Here is a 20,037-nt window from a genome sequence, read left to right on the forward strand (position 1 = left end):
AGCTTAATCCATCTCAATATTTTTAAAATATTCGAAGGATTTTGCTGTGGCTTTACGCCCTCTCGGTGTGCGTTCTAAAAATCCGCGCTGGATTAAATACGGTTCATAGACATCGTTTAAAGTCACGACCTCTTCACCGATTGAAACTGCGACTGTTTCAAGTCCGACAGGTCCGCCGCCGTATGTTCCAATAATTGTTTTCATAATTTTATGATCGATAGGTTCGAGTCCTTCCGGATCAACCTCAAGCACTTTCAATGCATAATTAGTCGTATCGAGGGTAATTGCTTCTTCACCCTTGACCATGGAAAAGTCTCTGACCCGGCGCAGCAGTCTGTTGGCAATTCTCGGTGTGCCGCGTGACCGTCTCGCCATCTCAGACAGACTGTCTTCTGGAATCGCAACTTCGAAAATATCCGCAGTCCGTTCAATAATCAATTTAAGACTGTCTAAATCATAGTACTGCAAACGCAGCTGGACACCGAAACGGTCTCTGAGCGGCGCCGACAGACTGCCAAACCTTGTCGTTGCACCAACGAGTGTAAACGGCGGCAAATCGATTCGGATGCTTCTTGCTTCATCGCCCTGGCCGATCACCACATCGATAAAGAAATCTTCCATTGCCGAGTAGAGAATTTCCTCTACAAATCTCGGCAATCTGTGAATTTCATCGATAAAAAGTACATCGCCCGGTTCTAAACTGGATAAAATGGCAGCGAGGTCTCCGGCACGTTCGACTGCCGGTCCGGATGTCGTTTTAATATTCACATTCATTTCGTGTGCAATAATATTCGCCAGCGTCGTCTTGCCGAGCCCCGGCGGACCATGCAGTATCACATGATCCAGGGCTTCTTCCCTCATTTTTGCGGCCTCGATAAATACACTCAAATTATTTTTAAGTGCATCCTGTCCGATGTACTGCTGTAAACGTGTCGGACGTAGCGACAGTTCAAGCGATACTTCATCATCGTGCTCATGCTCATCTAAAATACGTTCATCCATTACTTCACCCCGTTTAATTTAGTAATAGTTTAAGACCGGTTTTTACGGCTTGATCGACAGAACTAATGTCTTCTTTTTCAAGTTTTTTCTCTATACGAGTCAGTTCACGTTTAGAATAGCCCAGTACCTCAAGCGCCATCAGCGCCTCTTCTATATAAGAAGCTGAAGCATCTGCTGCTTTAATTTCAGTGACTGCTTCCATACCTTCCGGTTTCAGCTTGCCTTTTAAGTCCAGAATGATCTGACTGGCACTCTTTTTACCGATGCCCGGAAATTTCTGCATGAACGTATGATCTTCTCTGTCAATCGCGAGGATGATTTCATTCGGCGTTGCTGCAGCAAGTATAGCCAAGGCACTTTTCGGTCCAATCCCTGTAACTTTCAGCAATGATTTAAACATCGACTTTTCACTCTCGCTCATAAAACCGTAGAGAATTTGAGCATCTTCTCTGACAATCAGCTCTGTAAAAATCGTTACATCCGTACTGATATAGCGTTCCAGGCGAAAAGGATTCGGTACTAAAAGCAAATAACCGATCCCGCCTGTTTCTACTGTTACGCCTGCTGGTTTAACTTCCGTTAATTTACCTTTTATATACTGATACATTTATAATCACCTATTCTACAAATTCAAACTCTCCGCCTAAAATGCGCACGATATCCCCGGCTTGTATACCCCGGTCTCTCAGTGCATCATCTATGCCCATTGTACGCATTTGTCTGGCAAATCTGCGCACCGCTGCTTCACGGTTAAAGTCAGTCATCATAAAGAGTCGTTCAATCGCACCGCCTGAAACAACGTAAGCACCGTCATCATCACGGGAAATTGCAAATTTATCCGGATCTTTTTCATGACGATAAACAACGCGGCTCTCCGTTTCAATTTCTTCTTTAATTACAGGCTGCTCTTTCAGCAGATCTGCAACTTTGTATAACAGCTGATCGATATTTTCACCAGTCGCAGCTGAAATTTGTACTATCTCACTGTTTGTATCAATACCATTTATAAAGTTATTAATAATTTCTTCATCATGATCAATTAATTCTACTTTATTTAATGCAATCACTTCCGGACGTTCCAGTAATTCTTCGTTAAAGAGCGCCATTTCACGGCGGATTGTATTATAATCCTCGATGGCATCTCTGCCGTCTGTTTCAGAAATATCAACGACGTGAACGAGTACTTTAGTCCGCTCAATATGACGAAGGAACTGGTGTCCTAAACCTGTACCGTCTGAAGCGCCTTCTATAAGACCCGGCATGTCCGCCATAACGAAAGTTCGGCCGTCTTTAGTCTGCGCTACCCCGAGATTCGGCTGCAGCGTCGTAAAATGATAGTCCCCTGTTTTCGGTTTAGCCTGAGACACAGTGCCGAGCAGCGTTGATTTACCGACACTTGGGAAACCGACGATACCGACATCTGCCATCATTTTCAATTCAAGCGTCACTTCCAGTTCATGACCCGGCTCACCATTTTCAGCAAAATCCGGAGCCGGATTACGGCTGGTTGCAAAACGCGAGTTTCCACGTCCGCCGCGTCCGCCTTTAGCAATGACTGCCTGTTGACCATGTTCAATCAAATCAGCAAGTGTTTCATTATTTTCTTTATTCTTAACAATTGTACCTGGCGGTACTTTTAATACTAACGGCGCACTATTTTTCCCGTGCATATTAGAATTCATTCCATTTTCTCCGTGTGTTGCTTTAAAGTGGCGCTGGAATCTAAAGTCCATTAGAGTTCTAAGTCCTTCATCGACCTCCATAATAATGTCTGCGCCATTACCGCCGTCTCCGCCTGAGGGTCCGCCCATCGGAATATATTTTTCTCTGCGATATGCCACCAGACCGTTACCGCCATTACCAGCTTTTAAGTATACGGATACGTAATCTATAAACATAACACTCACCTCCATGTATTAATTTCTGTTTTTAATTATAGCATTCATAAAAAAAGACATCAGCAGAAGCTGATGCCACAAAATTATTATTTAGCTTCCTGATATACAGAAACACGTTTTTTGTCGCGTCCGAAACGCTCGTATTTAACAACACCATCAATTTTAGAGAATAGCGTGTCGTCTCCACCACGTCCTACGTTTTCTCCTGGGTGAATTTTAGTACCGCGCTGACGGAATAAAATAGATCCGCCTGTTACGAATTGTCCATCTTGTCTTTTAGCACCAAGGCGTTTTGATTCAGAGTCACGACCGTTTCTAGTCGACCCAACCCCTTTTTTCGATGCGAAGAACTGCAAGTCTAATTTAAGCATTCATATACACCTCACTCATATTCAAGTTTTATAAATTCGTTATATTCTGATTCAATAGTTTTCAATGACACAATCATAGTTTCCAAGATCGTTTGAACGCTGTCATCCGATGCATCTTCAAGCTTTACGCTTAAGTATCCACCTTCGTCCGCCATATCGACGTCCGGTTCACAGTCAGTCAGCGCATAAAGCGCATTAACAGTTCCGAATACAACTGCCGAAGCACCTGCACATACGAGATCTTTGCCGTGGACATCAAAATCCGCGTGTCCGCTCATCGTAAATCCGGTAATTCTCTGTTCACTGTCCTGCTGTATGATAACTTTAATCATTACGCGTTGATCTTGCCGATTGTTAATTTAGTATACGGCTGACGATGACCTTGTTTACGGCTGTAGTTTTTTCTGCGTTTGAACTTGATAACATTAATTTTCTTACCGCGTCCGTGCTTTTCAACTTTAGCTGTAACAGTTGCACCTTCAATTGTAGGAACACCAACTTTAACGCTGTCGCCTCCAACAAAAAGTACTTTGTCAAATGTGAAGTCCGCGCCTTCTTCAACTTCTAATTTTTCAACGAAGATTGATTGGCCTTCTTCAACTTTTACTTGTTTTCCACCTGTTTCGATGATTGCAAACATACTTACACCTCCTATTATTTAAGACACGCCACTATAGGTGGGCTTTTGCCGCTTCAACCTATATATGTGCGGTTGACGTTTACGTTTCATCAACTACTGTATTATATAAAAAATATATGCCATTGTCAATTAGTTCTCCTGAATTCTTTTCTTACTTTAGCAGTTTGAACCGCCAGCACGTAAAGGACGACGAAAAACAGAGCATTAATCATGACACTCGGTACTGCTCTCAGCGCAACGTAATCAAAAATCGGCATCGATATAAGATCGAGCACACTGTAGACAGCGTATTGATATAGATCAAATAAAAATGTATTTAACAGCACCACAAAGGCCATTGCCACGAAATCTCTGTAAAACACTCTGAACGCCGTCTGCATAAAAATTACAAATGCAATAAAACCGAAAATGTGAATACCGTAAAGAGAGCCGATATACACGTCCAGCATTATACCAAACAGCACTGCAAAAAACATACTGATTCGTGGACCCGCATAAATAGTCAGAAGGAGAATATACATAAATAACAGCTTCGGCACAAAATAGACTTCTACGCCGAACATCATCACGGGACTAAAACCGGTAAAGGACATATCCAGATACATTAAGACAATACCAGCTATAAAAATTACTATCATCTGCATACAAGTCAGTCCTCCAGTGATTCAGGGTCGCGTTTTAAAACGAATACCGTATCTACATCATTCAAATCGCTGTTCATCTGAACATGCGCATTTTGACTTAGACCGTACTCATCATTTTCCACTTCGACGACTGTCCCGATCACTATACCTTCCGGAAAGGCTCCTGTCAGACCCGATGTATATACTTCATCGCCCGTTTCAAGTTTAACCTGACTCTTAATATTTTCTACAACCAGCGCATTATTTTCAGTATCAAAATTGCGGATATTACCATATACGGCCTCACCATCGTGTCTAACCTCAACGGACATATTATTTTGTGATGCGTTCGTTGATATCATTTCGATAAAGCTGGAATTGCCGTTGACACGTGTAACAATCCCGATCAAACCTTCTGAGGTTGACACTGCCATGCCTTCTTCAATACCGTCTTTCTCACCTTTATCTATAGTGAAAGAATCCAGCCACTGGTCTGGCGAGCGTGAAATCACACTGGCATTGATCGTCTCATAATCCATATTCGAACTGACATCCAAAGATTCACGAAGAGACTCATTCTCTTCTGCCAGCCGCTCGTTATCCGCCTGCAGCTGCGGGAGCATATCCAGCTGCTCTTTTAATTTCTCATTTTCTTCCAGCGCACTGAAACTTCCTATTATATCTGAAAAAATATTTCCGATAAATCCGAACGGTGCATTGACAGCTTTTTGTGTCACTGCAACCGAATCACCGGTAAATTGTTCTGCTTTCGTTGTGGAATCTCTATCCGTCAGCGAAAAGCCAATTAATGCAATTAGTACTACTATGCCAAACAGCACGATTAACATGCGGTTTCTATTAAAAAACTTAGTCACTCTCATGCCGCCCCCAAAAATTAATATCTGGGTAAATAATACCACATTTAATCACAGACTATAAACTAATCTCACCAGAGATTTTTTATCTCGGCCAGTCTTTTTGTAAATGCAGTTAAATCCTGATCGTCCACAGCAAGTGAAATTCTAATATAATCTTCCGCTCTGCTGCCAAACGGCTTGCCCGGTGTCACTAATATCGACTGTTCTTTAAGCAGATATTTAGTGAAGCTCTCTCCATTGAACCCGTCAGGCACTTTTATCCAGCCGAAAATCCCGCCTTCAATCGGTTCTAACGGAATATTTAAGTCTGCCAGCGCATCGCTAATAAATGCTTTTCTTCTATTAAATATTTCATTTTGTGCCGGAATCAGTTCATCTGCATTATCGAGCGCTGCAATTGCAGCATCCTGTGTCACACCAAATACCCCGGCATTCGTATGATCCTGGAATTTATTAATACTTTCAATCATATCCTTATTGCCTGCAGCGAAACCGATTCTGTAGCCGGACATATTGAATCCTTTTGATAAAGAATATATTTCAATTGCAGTATCGAAGTTTGGATCGCTCGTTAATATGCTGGGATGCTTTTCATTGTAACCAAAAGCAGCATAGGCAAAGTCGTGAACAATCTGAGTTTGACTTCCTTTAAATCTTTTAATTACATCGTCAAAAAATGTTTGATCAGCAGCAGCGCCGAGCGGGTTTGACGGATAATTTAAATAAATTAAATCCGTATCTTCCAGCTCATCTGACAGCGCATCAAAGTCCGGCAGATAATTGTTTTCTTTAAGCAGCGGCATATCGATCAGTCTGGCACCGGCCAATTCCACTGCAGTAATATAATCCGCATAGCCCGGATTCGGCAGCATAATGCCGGCTCCCGGATCAACATGCGCCAGCGGGAAATTAACGAGTGCATTTTTCGTACCGAACAATATCGCGATGTTGTCATCTTCCAGAGTCACACCGTAAGTTCTTTTATAAAATTTTCTAATGCTTTCCTTTAATTCAGGCTTGCCGCGAAATGCACCGTATTTCTGATTTTCTTCTTTATCGATTGCTGTTTTAACTGCATCTGTGATGACCTTCGGAGTTTTACCGTCAGGAATACCGACAGCGAAATTTAAGAGCGGTTTACTTCCCGTTTCAAGCTTTTCATTCATCATGCTGCTGAAATAGCTCGGCGATAGAGCGTTTAATAATTTACTGCTCATTTATTCGTCCTCCTCCGGTTTATCGAATCCTTTAAAATCAGCATCGATGACTTCATTAAATTCGTCTGACTGAACTGCATTCAATAAATCTTCTTCTAGTTTACTGCCTTCATCTTCTTTGTTAATAACGATTTGATTTCTAAAGTATTCATTCATATTTTCCAGTGTCAGCGCATCGTCCAGATTCATTTCACTGGCTAAAGCGAAGTTGCCTGGTACTAAAGATAAACCAATCTGGTCAACACTTCTCGGCAGCTGTCCCGCATCCTGGAATATAAATTCAAGATTTTTCTTATTATCAATAATATCGGCTTCTTCAATCGCAAACATATCTGCATCTTCACTAATAGTAATCAGACCGGCATCCTGCAATGTTAAAAATCCGCGGCTGGAGTTAACCGGATCTAAGGGTAAAGCCACTTCACTGCCGGATGAGATATCTTCAACAGAGTCATATTCACTGCTGTAAAGCCCCATTGGCGCCGTAGGCACTTGAACTATATTTTTTAAATCCGCATCATTTTCTTCATTATAACTTTCCATGAACAATACGTTCTGGAACAGGTTGGCATCCAGGTCTCCATTGGCCAGCGCATTGTTCGGCTGAATATAGTCGCTGTACTCAATGATTTCTACTGTGTAACCTTCTTCTTCAAGAACTGGTTTTAAAGCATAGGTTGCCATATCGGCAAAAGGACCGCTGGATGCACCGATTGTGATGACCTCGCCTTCATCTTCATATAGAAGAATGCTGGTACCTACAATGACAACAAGCGTACCAATTAAAAACATTATTATCCCGCGCATTTATTTTTCCTCCCCTCTGTTTGAAATGAAATCTCCTGCCCACTGAACAATCTGAACGATAATCACCAGCACAATCACCGTAATAATCATCGTTAATGTGTCATAGCGGTAATAACCATATCGGATTGCAAGATCACCGACACCGCCGCCGCCGACAACACCAGCTGTTGCACTAAAGGCAATAATAGAAATAATCGTCAATGTAATGGCCTGCGTAATGCTTTTCTTCGCCTCAGGAAGCAGAACATCCGTGACGATTAAATAAATTGGTGCACCGCCTGCGATACTCGCTTCGATCACGCCGTCTTTAACTCCGTTAAAACTCGATTCCACCAGGCGTGCAAACAGCGGTACTGCTGCGATAGATAAGGCAACACTTGCAAAAACCGGGCCGTGAGATGCATTGACGAGCCATGTTGCAAAGGGCATTATCGCCACGATTAAAATAATAAAAGGGAATGACCGGATGATATTGACAATCCAGCCGAGCGTTGCATTTAAAGGCTTTATTTTAAAGAGCAGCGGATGCTGCGTAATATATAACAGTATGCCGAGAGGCAAACCGATTAAAACTGCAAAAAATATTGAAATTGAAACCATCAGTGCTGTTTCAAGCAGTGCCCGATAGAGTAATGGCCAAAGCTGACTGAAATTATCCAATATAACCCACCCTTTCTATACCGTTTGTTTCATCGATATGTGTTTTTAGTCTGCTGATTTCTTCTGTTTCCCCCGACACCTGGAACATCAAGAAACCGAGCGGCTGGTCTTTAATATATTCAATCCGGCCGTTTAAAATACTAATATCTAAATCAAAATCCCTGTACAGCTGATTCAAATAATTCTCTTCAGCATTTTCACTTAAAAACTGAATGGTAATAATTTGATTTTCAGACGATTCTGTAATTTGTTCCGGCACTTCAAAATTATATATTTCCTGCACAAAATCTTTTGTAATTTCTGCTTTTGGATGACTGAACAACTCATATGTTTCGCCGCTTTCAACAATTTCACCGGCTGACATCACGCCGACTCGGTCAGCAATTTCTTTAATGACTTCCATCTCATGAGTAATGATGACAATAGTGAGCCCCAGAGATTTGTTGATACTTTTTAATAGATTTAAAATGCTTTTCGTTGTATCCGGGTCTAAAGCGCTCGTTGCTTCATCACAGAGTAAAATATCGGGGTTATTCGCCAGCGCTCTCGCGATACCGACGCGCTGCTTCTGCCCCCCGCTTAAATTCGAAGCGCTGATGTTTGATTTATCGTTTAAACCGACGAGATTTAACAACTCCTCAATACGTGCCGGAACATCTTTCTTATCATATTTACTTGCTTTAAGTACAAACTCTATATTTTCATAGACCGTTTTTGATTCTATTAAATTAAACTGCTGGAAAATCATACCGATTTTCTGGCGTCTGATGCGAAGATCTTTAGCTGACATCTCAGTTAGATTATCATCTCCGACAGTGACAGTACCCGATGACGGCTGCTCTAATAAATTGATTAATCTGAGCAGTGTACTTTTCCCAGCTCCGGAATAACCGATTAAACCGTAAATTTCACCAGTCTGAACTGATAAAGACGTCGGTTTCAGTGCCTCCACTGTCCTTCCTTTTAAATAATAAGTTTTAGATACGTTATCCAGCTGAATGCTCATGTATTCCCTCCTGTACGATATAAAAATATATTAAAAAGCCATTTATCTAAATAGACAAATGGCTGTGTTTCATTATCTTTCAAGCCGATGCCTGCAGGATTTAGCACAGTACTTGAAAAGCCTGCTGCTGAGACTTCATAGGGCCTGATCCCTCCATCTCTCTGGATAATTACATATTTAATTGTATATCATACTAAAGTAACAAGGATTAATTGTCAAACAATTTTTAATTATTGCTATTTAGGCAGTAATTTCTCTTCTATAAACAAACTTGCTTCGGCAATATCTGCAAATATATCGCTTATTGTAGCCTTTAACTTTTTTAGTAAACTGATAGCCGCATTTTGGACATTCATATAAATACGCATTGCCTTTATAGTGATAACTTCTCGTTTTAGAAATCCCCAGCGCATCCAGCGTCTGAATAAACTCAGCATCGGAATCACGAAAAGGTTTATTTAAAGTATAGAGCGCGTAATGTACACATTCATGATAGAGTACATCTAAAATCGCTTCCTGGTCATTGTGAACGATAAAATTATAAGACATCACAATTTCTTTAGAATATACTGATTTATTTTTGTATTTTATTAGAAAAGCACCGAGCTTTGACTTCATTCTTTTAGATATGCGTATAGATATATTTAAAGGAAGATTAAAATTTTCTAAGAGAAAAGCCTCAGCATAATATTCTAGTGTTTCTGTTTTCAAATCATCACCTGCTTTGATAAACTTTCTTAAAAAATGCAATAAAAAAAGGGAGATCTAAGTCTCCCTAACAGATAAATAATATAATATGATATCTAGGCCAAAGGCACTATCGAAGAACGAGTGAGTTAATGATATGAAGAGTATAGCTTTAACTTATGTGTGTTCGTTCTGTTATGTATTTCTTAATATATTCTCATTATATTTTAATGTTCGGCACATTTCAACCCAATATTCGTATTTTCTGACTTTGTAACCTCGTTGTAATAAACATGGTAATATTTCATTATATTTCTGCCTCATTAGTGTAATTATTACTCATTTTAGCAAATATAGCAAGCGGACTTTTGAAATTTACCTAAAGTAATTTCAAATGGCCTGTTTATCTTTTGCAATTACAAGATGCATATCCACCGTAATATCTTTATTCCCCTGACTTGAAAATGTTTCAATTTGATCTCGCTCTGCATGCCAGCCTAACGGCGTCATCGATATTAAATTTTTCAAGGCTGCTTCATCCAGATTTTTAGTATAAGTCATACGCTCTTCACTAATAATTTCGACGTTTTTCTTCATCAATTCTACAGTATCATTGTTTTCATACTGGCTCTCAGCTGTATTATTAAATAACGCGTGCCGGATTTCCTGTAAATAGCCGCTGCCTGGAATGATTTTTATAATCAAACCGTCTTGAGTCAGAATCCGTTTAAACTCTGAGTAATTGGCAGGGGATAAAAAGTTTAATATATATTTGCATGATTGATCTTTAAGCGGCGGATTAGCAAGGTCTCCGACAAACCACAGCGGCTGGTCATAATGTTTACCGGCCATTATAATGCCTTCTTTTGAAATATCCAGACCAATACCTCTTATGTTTTTGTCATTCACCTGATCCAGTATGCTTTGTAAATGAGATCCTTCTCCAGAACCTGCATCAAACAGCAGCGTGTATTCCTCTGCCTCAGGCTGAATCAGTTCAGCAATCTTTTTATGAATCGGCTCATACAAATCTGCTTCTGTAATAATATTATGACGGGCATGAAACAACGTATCATCATACTGGCTTGATACTGGTTTCTGCAACATATTGACATACCCTTGCTTAGCAAAGTCGAATGTATGGTTATTACAGCATTTTATACTTTTTAGGTCATCTATAGTGACTGTTTCATGACACAGCGGACATCGTAAACTGCTGCTGATGTCAGATGCATTAAGTGCACTCTGTTCGCGTTTTTTCATCGTTAACACCTTCTGATTGGATTATAATTTTTATCAATTTTACTTATCAAAAAATAATTATAGCATAGCGAATTATTAAGTTTGTAAATATATATTTATCATTCTAATATTCATGGTATCTTAGATGTAATCTTAATATCATAGGAGACATACATGAAAAAACTTCGTATACTGTTAGAAATTCTCATCGTTTCAACACGTCTTGGTTTAACTTCATTCGGCGGACCGACTGCCCATCTCGGCTACTTCCACACCGAATATGTCCGCCGCAAAAAATGGATGGATGAAAAAAGTTACGCAGACCTGGTCGCCTTGTCACAATTTCTGCCGGGTCCCGCCTCCAGTCAGGTCGGGATCGGTGTCGGTGTTATGCGCGGGGGCGTTTTAAGTGGACTGACTTCCTTTATTGGCTTTACCTTACCGTCAGTCATCGTACTAATGATTTTCGCTTCATTGTTAACTACATTTAACATTGCAGATGCCGGCTGGATTCACGGCTTAAAAATTGTTGCCGTAGTCATCGTGCTGCATGCCATTATGGGAATGGGTAAAAATCTTGCACCGGATACACCAAGAAAAGTTATTGCGCTCTTAGCTCTGTTAGGCACCTTATTATTTCAATCGGTGTTTACACAAGTGGGTGTCATACTTGTCGCTGCGGTCATTGGTTTTATTCTTTTTAAGAATAATGAAGAAGATGATCATCAGTCAGCATCCTTTCCAATTAAAAAGAGCGCTGCTGCTGGCTGTTTAATTTTATTTTTCATCTTACTATTCGCACTGCCTGCCCTTCGTGAACTTACCGGCTCCTACTGGATTGCTGTAATCGACAGCTTTTACCGGTCCGGTGCACTCGTCTTCGGAGGCGGTCACGTTGTCCTGCCGCTTTTGGAACAAGAACTTGTGCCTATGGGCTGGATTAGTGAAGAGGCGTTTTTAGCAGGTTATGGTGCAACTCAGGCAGTTCCCGGTCCCCTGTTTACATTCGCGGCCTATTTAGGTACTGTGATGAACGGCTGGATAGGCGGACTCATCGCGACTGCTGCGATATTCCTACCTGCATTTCTTTTAATACTGGGCGCCCTGCCTTTTTGGGATATGCTTCGTAATAATGCTAAAATAAAAGGTGCAGTCATGGGTGTGAATGCTGCCGTAATCGGTATTTTAATTTCTGCACTTTATACTCCTATTTGGACGAGCTCAATTTTACAAGCTGTTGACTTCGCACTCGCTGCGGTATTGTTTGTTATGTTAGTGTATTTCAAGCTTCCGCCGTGGGTCATCGTTGTCACCGGCGCACTCGGCGGAACATTAATCGGATTACTGTAATATGAAAAAAACAGCTGCAAATTAAATTTGCAGCTGTTTTTTTATTTTAATATATACTCTGCCTGGACGATAATTTCATTAATTATATCTGAAGCAGGCTGTGTTTTCACTATAGGACGAAGATTCTGCCCTGCCCACAATGACATGTATTCAGGATTATCATTTTTTGAAGCAGCATTTCTAATACTTTTAGTTGCTGAGTTTTGATAAGGATAAGCCAAAGGTTCAGCCTTAAATCCTTTTATATACTGATTCAATATCCCTCTTGCAGGACGTCCGGAAAATACTTTTGTTATTACAGTGTCTTCTTCATTGCTGTCTATTAACTTTTCTTTATAGACCTGGTGGATTCCCGCTTCATCACTCGATAAAAACCGCGTTCCAATTTGAACACCTGAAGCGCCAAGTGCTAGTGCTGCCACAAGACTTCTGCCGTCGTTTACACCCCCGGCAGCTATGACAGGGATTGTCACTTGATCTTTAATCTGAGGCACGAGTGAGAACGTCCCAATATCAGCACCATTTTTATGACGGCTTAATTCAAAAGTACTTCTGTGACCGCCGGCATCAGAGCCTTGTGCCACAACAGCATCTGCCCCGCTTTTCTCAGCCAGTATCGCTTCTTCTGCCGTAGTCACCATTACAGTGATTGTCATCCCTCTATCTTTAGCAAGTATCACCTTATCTTCAGGCAGTGTACCAAAGGCTGTGCTGATGACAGGAACCTTTTCCTCTATTAATACATTAAATTGATCTTCAAAATAATCTGCTGCATTAAATTGAATGTCTGACTCACTTATACTTAAATCTCTGCCGATGTTCAGCAGTTCCTGTTTCACTGCCTCTTTTTCATTTTGCTTTGGCTCGATGCCATGTTCAACACAAAATAAATTTACAGCAAACGGCTGGTCAGTTAATTTCCTTATTTCAGCTATTGCCATTTTGATATCTTCAGATTTCATATAAGCAGCACCGAGCGTTCCGAGTCCCCCTGCATTACTTACACTTGCGACGAGTGCCGGTGTCGTCGCACCGCCGGCCATACCCGCCTGGATAATCGGATATTTTATCTTTAATAAATCACATAAGTCTGTACTCATCGTCAGCATTGAATCATCCCCTCTACTTATTTCAGCTCATAAGATTATCAATATCATAGCATATATGTTAAAACTCCATTCTGTTCAAATCAGAATGGAGTCAACTTAAGAACTTATTCAGGTGTTTTTGAATTATTCATCACTTTAACGATTTCAACATTTGTATGATCAACAATCATATCCTGCTGACCGTCTAGGCCCGCAATTTTCTCCATATCAGATGCATCCAGAGAAAAATCATGTACTTCTAAATTCTCTTTCATACGTTCTGAACGAACAGACTTAGGAATAATGACAACATCCCGATCTAAATGCCATCTTAAAATGACTTGTGCAACAGTTTTATTATGTTTATCAGCAATTTCTTTAAGCATAGTATTTTCTAAAATTCCATGCTTGCCTTCTGCTAAAGGTCCCCAAGATTCAATCTGCACACCATATTCATCCATTATTTTTTTAGCTTCAGTCTGCTGTACAAAAGGATGCAGTTCGACTTGATTTACAGCTGGAACAATGGTTTGGTTCATAATTAAATCGACTAAACGTGCGGCATCAAAGTTAGATACACCGATTGCTTTAATTTTACCTTCACTATATAGTTCTTCCATTGCACGCCATGATCCGTAATAATCACCGTAAGGCTGGTGAATTAAATATAAATCCAGATAATCTGTACCAAGTTTTTCCAGAGATTTTTCAAATGCTGCCTTTGCAGACTCATACCCTTGATCTTCAACCCATAACTTGCTTGTTAAGAAGATTTCTTCTCTTGGCACACCGCTTTTTTTAATCGCTTTGCCGACACCTTCTTCATTACCGTAAGTCGCAGCAGTATCCAGACTGCGGTAACCTGTTTTCAATGCGTCAAGTACACAGCGTTCAGTTTCCTCAGGACCGATTTGGAAAACCCCGTATCCTTCAATCGGCATTTCAATCCCATTGTTCAATTTAACAGTCTGCATTAAAAATCCCCCGTTTTGTAAATTAGTAATCATTAACTCTCTTTGCTTTTATTATACAGCTAAATGAACTCATATAACAGACTGCACTTTTTTCATGATAGCCGATATAATTTGTATTGTTAAATATATTATTGGGGAGCAGATTATATGGATGAAAATATAGAACCCTTAGATAGAGGACCGTTTTTCCACGGTACAAAAGCCGCATTGAATATAGGCGATTCACTCAAACCAAACTATCAATCGAACTTTCAGAACAAAAAATCTAATTACATTTATTTCACTGCCGCACTGGAAGCTGCAAAATGGGGTGCTGAGCTGGCTGCATCAGATAATCAGGAAAGAATTTATATTGTCGAACCCGCAGGAGAATTCGAAAATGATCCAAACCTTACTGATCAAAGGTTCCCCGGCAATCCGACCCGCTCCTACCGTTCATCTGAACCGGTAAAAATTATTGCTGAACTAGGTGTCTGGGAACGGCATTCTGATGAACAGATTAAACAGATGCTGGAGTCACTGGAAGAATTAACGAAACAAGATAAAAATATTATTTATGATTGATTTCGTTGAAAATTCACCAGTCTGATGCAAAATATAGTTTATATTTTTTATTGTCGATAAATTTTGCATGATAGAAATCTGACGCTGCCTGATTAATATACGAATGGTACAGTCTGTCGTATTCATATGTACCAAAAAACGGTCCCGGATAAGATGGCAGCAGCAGATTTGCCTTTTCAGGTGCATAGCGTATTTCATTTAATCTGATATATAGATCATTGATGATATCTTCTTTTAAATGAATTTTTCCTGGATTAGCGATATTGTAATTCGTTTCAAAATATCCCTGCAGTGCATTAAATTTTCTGTAATAGCTGTACTCTATTATTTCACCTGTGTCATTATCTTCAAGTAGCAAATACATATCCAGTCCCATTCATTTCCCTCCATTATATGTAATTCATTTCTTTAAGCGATACGTATTTACCATCACCAATAATAATATGATCCAAAAAATCCACCCCGATTAAATCGCCGCATTCTCTTAATCTCTTAGTCACTTCAATATCTTCATTTGATGGTGTCGGGTCACCGCTCGGATGATTGTGAACACATATAGGTACACTTTATAGCTAAATTACTTTGATTATAGGAAAACGTTATATTATCAATGTTTCATTAAAATCTAAAAGCCTTATTAGTAATGAAAATAGGCTATATTGTACTTTGTTAAAAAAGTAGTTTCTATGCAATAAAAAAAGAGAAACAACACTATTTACGTTGTCTCTCTACATTGAAAACTATTGAATTAGTTTGTGTATGAGTAAATTTCTCTTTTCCTCAAGTAGTTCGTTTTCATAACCTAAATTAAAAATTCTGTCTGAAAGTATACCTGTTTCTATTTCAAACATTTTTAGCAATTTTATATTTGGAGAAGCAAACTTTACCATATTCAACATATTATTTAGTAATAGATTTTTTAAATCAACAAGCTTTACACCTGTCGTATCTGACAATCTATTAAAAAATAGCTTACCTTTATCTTTCATGTTATCTGTGAGCAGATCGATTTCTTTTAGTAATTCTTGTATTCTCAATTCTGAATATTGTGTTCCATTCACTTTTGAAATGGAATCTTTAAAAATATCTACAAAAATATTATTACGTTGATCGATTTTCATTTTTCTTTTAGTTTGATACTTAAATCCTAATCGTAAGAAATGAATCATCGCTGGTAGTTTAACTCTTGAATCTTCATTATGTATCATACGCTTCAGTCCTATCCTTAGTTTTTCAAGTTCTTACTTAATACATCAACTTAACTTATTATATATTACAACCAGTTATATATCTAACTCACAAAATATAGAATGATATAGTTTGCTGACCATTTTCTAAATATTGCTCTAATTAGAATATATAAACAAAAGACACCCTCAAATGGGGATTGCTAGTAGTGATGGAAATAAACAAGCGGAATGACAGGCTTTGAGCGGAGACAAAACCCGAGTAATGAACAAACTGTGTTCATTACTCGGGTTTTATTATTTAATAACTATAACTTATTATCCTTTATACCTGTAAACATCTTCAGTCAACATTTCCTCTTCTCTCAACCAACGAGTTCCTGATACCTCAGGTAAAAGACTTTTATATTTACCGACATTTAAGATGTGTAGATGCCCAACCTTATCTATATTAACGGAATTAATGTTTGCAGTATTGTAAGCTGGCGCATGAATATGAATTAATAGTTGCTCTACAGCACTGATTTTATCATGCCATATTTCGTGTGATGGAGTTACTTGACCACTTAATCTACCAATATAAATGATGAAATGATTTTCTAACCAATACGAGTGTTGTGTTATTCTCGTATAAAATGTCTGCTCATTTGCTTGTCCAATATATAATAGAACATTTTCTCCGTAGACAAGGTGATTTCCATAAATTTGATAGATGCCATAATCCGTTTCATAGTTGTTTAGTGACCTTAAATCTTCGATACGAAAAGGACCTTCCCACTTTAACTCTAAATTAACAATTTGATATTTAAGCATAATTATCAGGTGTTTGTGACCTTAACCACTTGTATAAATCTTTTGCAATAAATGAATAAATCGTATTGTAGTATGATTGGTCAGCATCAAATAATTTTCCATATGCAGATTGATTTTCGGTATATTGTTCTAAAATGAAGTCTTGAAATTGTTCTTTGAATAAATTATTCTCAAACATCTCCACACTATTATTCCTTGCCATATTTACTAATTTTGCATCTGCACTTTTTCTAAGGGTACGGTGCATTGTTTCGACTAAGACTCGGTCACCCTCAGTAAAATCTTCTGGAAAACGTTCGTTTATTCTTTGGATAATTTCTTCTAATCTATCGTGTTCATCTGTCGGTTTAACAGTCGCATCTACAGTACCTGGATGTTCTAACATACCGCTTCCATCATCTTCTGCTATAAGCGATATTTCTCCCTGAAAGTCTTCTTGTAATTTGTAATATTCTAATTTTACTTTATCATCAATACTTATCTTTTCACGCTTTTCCTTGGGGATAAACTTAAGTAAGAAACCTGTAAAGATACTTTCCTCTAGTAAATCTTTATCAAAAGTTCGGTCAATTTGTGCAATGTAGTTATACCACTTATTAAAATTACGTAATGTCACCCTAAAACCATATTGCACATCTTCTTCTAGTTCCTCATAACGACCCAGTATTGGTTTGAATAAGCTGGATAATCTGCCAAGTAATCGTTCGTCTTGTTTATTACCTGCTTGTTCATTTATTTTCATTACTTGTTTAATGTCGTCATCATTATAAACATAAAACTTTCTTAATTTACTTTGTGTATCATAAATAAGGTTAATATTAATTTCTTCTTTTAATGTTGTCGCTTCATAGAAAGGTTGGAAAGCTTCAAATATTTCTTCCTCTGTATTGACAAAGTCTAAAACAAATGTATCTTTTTTACCTGGCATGGTTCGATTTAAGCGTGATAAAGTTTGTACTGCTGTCACACCACGTAATTTCTTATCGACAAACATCGTGTGAAGTAATGGTTCGTCAAAGCCTGTTTGATACTTTTCTGCAACGATTAGTAAATTAAAATCGTCACTATGGAAAACTTCTTTCAATTGATTTTCTTGAATCCGTTCTCCAAACTTTGTGATATTTAATTTCGGTTCCGTATATTCTTCGCCATCATCATTTACTGTTCCTGAAAACGCAACAAGGACATCTAAATCTTCATAACCCTTTTCTTCAATATATTGCTTAAATTCCTTCATATAACGGACGGCATGTAATCTGGATGATGTGACAATCATTGCTTTCGCTCGTCCATTTATAGCTTTTTTGGTTACTTCTCTAAACTGTTCAATGATAATTTCTGTTTTCTGCCTTAATACCCATGGATGGAAGGACTGATATCTAGCAATCGCTCGGACAGCTTCCGTTTTTGGTAATTCAGGATTTTCTTCTATTTCTTTTGCTATACGATATGAAGCCTTATAGGTCATATAGTTGTTTAAGACATCTAAAATAAACCCTTCTTCTATCGCTTGACGCATTGAGTAAATATGAAAAGGTCGATAGCTGCCATCTTTTTGCCTTGTCCCAAACATTTCAATCGTTTTTTCTTTCGGTGTAGCTGTAAAGGCAAAGAAGCTCAAATTGTTATGCTGTCCTTGCGAAAGTAGTGTTTTCACAAGTTGATCTTGATCATCTAAAGATTGGATTTCAATTTCTTCTTCGATTTCTTGGTATTCCTTTAAAGATGCTTCTTTATCTGCTAAAGCTTGCTTTAACTTTTGCGCACTTGAACCTGTTTGAGATGAATGAGCTTCATCAACAATGATGGCAAAATTTCGTCCCGCTACACTATCTATCTCATCGTAAATGACAGGGAATTTTTGCAAGGTCGTAATAATAATCTTCTTTTTATCATTAATGGCATCTTTTAAATGTTGGGAAGTTTTATTATCCCCGATTGTTTCAACTTGCCCTGTCGTATGTTCAAAACTGAGTAATGTATCTTGTAACTGCCTATCTAAGACAGTTCGGTCTGTCACGATAATGATAGAGCTATAGATTGGCTCATCCTCTTGATTATGTAAAGAAGCCAAATGATAGGCTAGCCAGGCGATACTATTAGATTTTCCTGACCCTGCTGAATGTTGAATTAAATAATTTTTTCCAGAACCATATTCCTTCGTATCTGCAACTAACTTTTTCACGACATCTAGCTGGTGATAACGTGGAAAGATAAGAATATTCTTCTTTACTTCTAGGTTCATAAACCGTTCAATAATATCCATGAGTTGATTGCGCTTTAAGACTTCTTCCCATAAATAAGAAGTTGGATAACCTTCAGGATTAGCTGGGTTCCCTGCACCCCCCACATTTCCTGGACCATTGGAGCCTTGGTTAAATGGGAGAAAATATGTCTTATTTCTAGCTAGTTTCGTTGTCATGTAGACATCGTAATGATCTACTGCAAAATATACGAGAAAGCGAGTGTTAAACTGAAAAACAAGTTCTCTTGGGTCACGATTTTGTTCAAATTGCAGTTTTGCATGTTGGACATTTTGACCTGTATATTGGTTTTTAAGCTCTAAGGCAACAAGCGGTATCCCATTTACAGCGAGTACCATGTCAATAGAGTTACGATTGTTTGTACTATAATAAAACTGGCGAATACAGTGAAAACGATTAGCTTCATATAGCTTCAAGTTATCATAACTGATGGATGAAACGGGACGGAAATAAATGACACGGAAATGAACACCACGGTCCCGCATTCCCTTGCGTAGAACGTGTAGTAGTCCATGTGTTGTTACTTCTTCATTAAAACGCCTGACAAAACGGTCTTCCGCAGCTTCTTTATAAATAGAAACATACCGCTTCCAAGCACGTGGTTGGGTTTCTTGAATGAAATCAATCAAGACACTAGCATCCATTCCAATAGAAGAATCATAGTTGGTATCAGCAAAAGACACAGACTGCCAACCGCCTACATTCGTTAGCACAGTTTCAATATCTTGCTCAAAGCGAATTTCCTTTTTCTCCAGCATAAAGCTTA

At 38.7% G+C, this 20,037-nt stretch carries 22 protein-coding genes, 1 pseudogene, 1 riboswitch and 1 other annotated feature; of the genes and pseudogenes, 2 read left to right on the plus strand and 21 right to left on the minus strand.

Translation table 11 applies throughout. The annotated features are described in order from the left end of the window. Nucleotides 1–3: 3 nt before the first annotated feature. The 14 genes from ruvB to IEU81_RS03005 all read right to left on the minus strand — a co-directional run bounded on the left by ruvB (nt 4) and on the right by IEU81_RS03005 (nt 11,052). A complete protein-coding gene (ruvB, locus tag IEU81_RS02940) occupies nt 4–1,002 on the minus strand; it encodes a Holliday junction branch migration DNA helicase RuvB (RefSeq protein ID WP_092599805.1) in 999 nt (332 codons plus the stop codon). Between the two features lie 13 nt (nt 1,003–1,015). After that, the gene (gene ruvA, locus IEU81_RS02945) at nt 1,016–1,609 is read right to left on the minus strand and encodes a Holliday junction branch migration protein RuvA (protein WP_186090199.1); all 594 of its coding nucleotides are present in this window, start codon (nt 1,607–1,609) and stop codon (nt 1,016–1,018) included. A gap of 10 nt (nt 1,610–1,619) precedes the next feature. Further along, complete coding sequence (gene obgE / locus IEU81_RS02950) at nt 1,620–2,900, minus strand: GTPase ObgE (RefSeq protein ID WP_092599811.1); 1,281 nt, start codon at nt 2,898–2,900, stop codon at nt 1,620–1,622. A gap of 86 nt (nt 2,901–2,986) precedes the next feature. Then, a complete protein-coding gene (gene rpmA, locus IEU81_RS02955) occupies nt 2,987–3,271 on the minus strand; it encodes a 50S ribosomal protein L27 (RefSeq protein ID WP_026858248.1) in 285 nt (94 codons plus the stop codon). An 11-nt stretch (nt 3,272–3,282) separates the two neighbouring features. Further along, nucleotides 3,283–3,603, minus strand: coding sequence for a ribosomal-processing cysteine protease Prp (locus IEU81_RS02960; RefSeq protein WP_092599815.1), 321 nt, complete (start codon nt 3,601–3,603; stop codon nt 3,283–3,285). Beyond that, a complete protein-coding gene (gene rplU / locus IEU81_RS02965) occupies nt 3,603–3,911 on the minus strand; it encodes a 50S ribosomal protein L21 (RefSeq protein WP_092599818.1) in 309 nt (102 codons plus the stop codon). The genes IEU81_RS02960 and rplU overlap by 1 nt, the downstream gene beginning before the upstream one ends. 11 nt (nt 3,912–3,922) lie before the next feature. After that, nucleotides 3,923–3,995: a sequence feature (ribosomal protein L21 leader region), on the minus strand. A 41-nt stretch (nt 3,996–4,036) separates the two neighbouring features. Further along, the gene (gene mreD / locus IEU81_RS02970) at nt 4,037–4,555 is read right to left on the minus strand and encodes a rod shape-determining protein MreD (RefSeq protein WP_186090201.1); all 519 of its coding nucleotides are present in this window, start codon (nt 4,553–4,555) and stop codon (nt 4,037–4,039) included. Nucleotides 4,556–4,560: 5 nt separating this feature from the next. Next, nucleotides 4,561–5,409: a rod shape-determining protein MreC gene (gene mreC / locus IEU81_RS02975; protein ID WP_092599878.1), complete on the minus strand. Its 849-nt coding sequence runs from the start codon at nt 5,407–5,409 to the stop codon at nt 4,561–4,563. A gap of 71 nt (nt 5,410–5,480) precedes the next feature. Continuing rightward, nucleotides 5,481–6,629, minus strand: a complete 1,149-nt coding sequence (locus IEU81_RS02980; RefSeq protein WP_092599824.1) for an aminotransferase class I/II-fold pyridoxal phosphate-dependent enzyme — start codon at nt 6,627–6,629, stop codon at nt 5,481–5,483. Next, nucleotides 6,630–7,436: a MetQ/NlpA family ABC transporter substrate-binding protein gene (locus IEU81_RS02985; RefSeq protein ID WP_186090203.1), complete on the minus strand. Its 807-nt coding sequence runs from the start codon at nt 7,434–7,436 to the stop codon at nt 6,630–6,632. Continuing rightward, nucleotides 7,437–8,036, minus strand: a complete 600-nt coding sequence (locus tag IEU81_RS02990; RefSeq protein ID WP_092599881.1) for a methionine ABC transporter permease — start codon at nt 8,034–8,036, stop codon at nt 7,437–7,439. It abuts the gene before it with no gap. A gap of 52 nt (nt 8,037–8,088) precedes the next feature. After that, a complete protein-coding gene (locus IEU81_RS02995) occupies nt 8,089–9,102 on the minus strand; it encodes a methionine ABC transporter ATP-binding protein (protein WP_186090204.1) in 1,014 nt (337 codons plus the stop codon). A 69-nt stretch (nt 9,103–9,171) separates the two neighbouring features. Then, nucleotides 9,172–9,274, minus strand: a riboswitch (SAM riboswitch). A gap of 68 nt (nt 9,275–9,342) precedes the next feature. Beyond that, nucleotides 9,343–9,852 carry a SprT-like domain-containing protein gene (locus tag IEU81_RS03000; RefSeq protein WP_308807822.1) on the minus strand — a complete coding sequence of 170 codons (510 nt, stop codon included), beginning with the start codon at nt 9,850–9,852 and terminating at the stop codon, nt 9,343–9,345. Nucleotides 9,853–10,179: 327 nt separating this feature from the next. Continuing rightward, nucleotides 10,180–11,052, minus strand: coding sequence for a putative RNA methyltransferase (locus tag IEU81_RS03005; RefSeq protein ID WP_186090208.1), 873 nt, complete (start codon nt 11,050–11,052; stop codon nt 10,180–10,182). Nucleotides 11,053–11,205: 153 nt separating this feature from the next. Here IEU81_RS03005 and chrA point away from each other — a divergent pair, with 153 nt between their 5' ends. Next, nucleotides 11,206–12,381 carry a chromate efflux transporter gene (gene chrA / locus IEU81_RS03010; protein WP_186090210.1) on the plus strand — a complete coding sequence of 392 codons (1,176 nt, stop codon included), beginning with the start codon at nt 11,206–11,208 and terminating at the stop codon, nt 12,379–12,381. A gap of 41 nt (nt 12,382–12,422) precedes the next feature. Here the strand turns inward: chrA and IEU81_RS03015 are convergent, their stop codons facing one another. Beyond that, nucleotides 12,423–13,490 carry an NAD(P)H-dependent flavin oxidoreductase gene (locus tag IEU81_RS03015; protein ID WP_186090211.1) on the minus strand — a complete coding sequence of 356 codons (1,068 nt, stop codon included), beginning with the start codon at nt 13,488–13,490 and terminating at the stop codon, nt 12,423–12,425. Between the two features lie 104 nt (nt 13,491–13,594). Beyond that, on the minus strand, nt 13,595–14,443 hold the full coding sequence (locus IEU81_RS03020) for an aldo/keto reductase (RefSeq protein WP_269461379.1): 849 nt from the start codon (nt 14,441–14,443) through the stop codon (nt 13,595–13,597). Nucleotides 14,444–14,590: 147 nt separating this feature from the next. Between IEU81_RS03020 and arr the strand changes: the two genes are divergently transcribed. After that, a complete protein-coding gene (gene arr, locus IEU81_RS03025) occupies nt 14,591–15,007 on the plus strand; it encodes an NAD(+)--rifampin ADP-ribosyltransferase (RefSeq protein ID WP_186090214.1) in 417 nt (138 codons plus the stop codon). Nucleotides 15,008–15,020: 13 nt separating this feature from the next. Here arr and IEU81_RS03030 read toward each other — a convergent pair whose 3' ends face one another. The 5 genes and pseudogenes from IEU81_RS03030 to IEU81_RS03050 form a co-directional block, all read right to left on the minus strand. Next, the gene (locus IEU81_RS03030; RefSeq protein ID WP_186090216.1) at nt 15,021–15,383 is read right to left on the minus strand and encodes a hypothetical protein; all 363 of its coding nucleotides are present in this window, start codon (nt 15,381–15,383) and stop codon (nt 15,021–15,023) included. 13 nt (nt 15,384–15,396) lie between these two features. Further along, a pseudogene (locus IEU81_RS03035) lies at nt 15,397–15,564 on the minus strand (JAB domain-containing protein); the annotation flags it as partial. A gap of 183 nt (nt 15,565–15,747) precedes the next feature. Next, nucleotides 15,748–16,215: a restriction endonuclease subunit S domain-containing protein gene (locus IEU81_RS03040; RefSeq protein WP_186090218.1), complete on the minus strand. Its 468-nt coding sequence runs from the start codon at nt 16,213–16,215 to the stop codon at nt 15,748–15,750. A 297-nt stretch (nt 16,216–16,512) separates the two neighbouring features. Beyond that, nucleotides 16,513–17,007, minus strand: coding sequence for a GIY-YIG nuclease family protein (locus IEU81_RS03045; RefSeq protein WP_186090219.1), 495 nt, complete (start codon nt 17,005–17,007; stop codon nt 16,513–16,515). Then, the gene (locus tag IEU81_RS03050) at nt 17,000–20,029 is read right to left on the minus strand and encodes a type I restriction endonuclease subunit R (RefSeq protein WP_186090221.1); all 3,030 of its coding nucleotides are present in this window, start codon (nt 20,027–20,029) and stop codon (nt 17,000–17,002) included. The genes IEU81_RS03045 and IEU81_RS03050 overlap by 8 nt, the downstream gene beginning before the upstream one ends. Nucleotides 20,030–20,037: the final 8 nt, after the last annotated feature.

Source organism: Jeotgalicoccus aerolatus (assembly GCF_014635205.1).
Taxonomy (GTDB): Bacteria; Bacillota; Bacilli; order Staphylococcales; family Salinicoccaceae; genus Jeotgalicoccus; species Jeotgalicoccus aerolatus.

Coding starts and splice junctions, on each gene's coding strand:
- IEU81_RS03005 (WP_186090208.1), bottom strand. CDS start 11,052: ATGAAAAAACGCGAACAGAGTGCACTTAATGCATCTGACATCAGCAGC.
- chrA (WP_186090210.1), top strand. CDS start 11,206: ATGAAAAAACTTCGTATACTGTTAGAAATTCTCATCGTTTCAACACGT.
- mreD (WP_186090201.1), bottom strand. CDS start 4,555: ATGCAGATGATAGTAATTTTTATAGCTGGTATTGTCTTAATGTATCTG.
- IEU81_RS03020 (WP_269461379.1), bottom strand. CDS start 14,443: ATGCAGACTGTTAAATTGAACAATGGGATTGAAATGCCGATTGAAGGA.
- ruvA (WP_186090199.1), bottom strand. CDS start 1,609: ATGTATCAGTATATAAAAGGTAAATTAACGGAAGTTAAACCAGCAGGC.
- IEU81_RS03040 (WP_186090218.1), bottom strand. CDS start 16,215: ATGATACATAATGAAGATTCAAGAGTTAAACTACCAGCGATGATTCAT.
- IEU81_RS02995 (WP_186090204.1), bottom strand. CDS start 9,102: ATGAGCATTCAGCTGGATAACGTATCTAAAACTTATTATTTAAAAGGA.
- IEU81_RS03045 (WP_186090219.1), bottom strand. CDS start 17,007: ATGCTTAAATATCAAATTGTTAATTTAGAGTTAAAGTGGGAAGGTCCT.
- IEU81_RS02960 (WP_092599815.1), bottom strand. CDS start 3,603: ATGATTAAAGTTATCATACAGCAGGACAGTGAACAGAGAATTACCGGA.
- rpmA (WP_026858248.1), bottom strand. CDS start 3,271: ATGCTTAAATTAGACTTGCAGTTCTTCGCATCGAAAAAAGGGGTTGGG.
- IEU81_RS03050 (WP_186090221.1), bottom strand. CDS start 20,029: ATGCTGGAGAAAAAGGAAATTCGCTTTGAGCAAGATATTGAAACTGTG.
- obgE (WP_092599811.1), bottom strand. CDS start 2,900: ATGTTTATAGATTACGTATCCGTATACTTAAAAGCTGGTAATGGCGGT.
- IEU81_RS03030 (WP_186090216.1), bottom strand. CDS start 15,383: ATGGGACTGGATATGTATTTGCTACTTGAAGATAATGACACAGGTGAA.
- rplU (WP_092599818.1), bottom strand. CDS start 3,911: ATGTTTGCAATCATCGAAACAGGTGGAAAACAAGTAAAAGTTGAAGAA.
- arr (WP_186090214.1), top strand. CDS start 14,591: ATGGATGAAAATATAGAACCCTTAGATAGAGGACCGTTTTTCCACGGT.
- IEU81_RS03015 (WP_186090211.1), bottom strand. CDS start 13,490: ATGCTGACGATGAGTACAGACTTATGTGATTTATTAAAGATAAAATAT.
- ruvB (WP_092599805.1), bottom strand. CDS start 1,002: ATGGATGAACGTATTTTAGATGAGCATGAGCACGATGATGAAGTATCG.
- IEU81_RS02985 (WP_186090203.1), bottom strand. CDS start 7,436: ATGCGCGGGATAATAATGTTTTTAATTGGTACGCTTGTTGTCATTGTA.
- IEU81_RS02980 (WP_092599824.1), bottom strand. CDS start 6,629: ATGAGCAGTAAATTATTAAACGCTCTATCGCCGAGCTATTTCAGCAGC.
- IEU81_RS02990 (WP_092599881.1), bottom strand. CDS start 8,036: ATGGTTTCAATTTCAATATTTTTTGCAGTTTTAATCGGTTTGCCTCTC.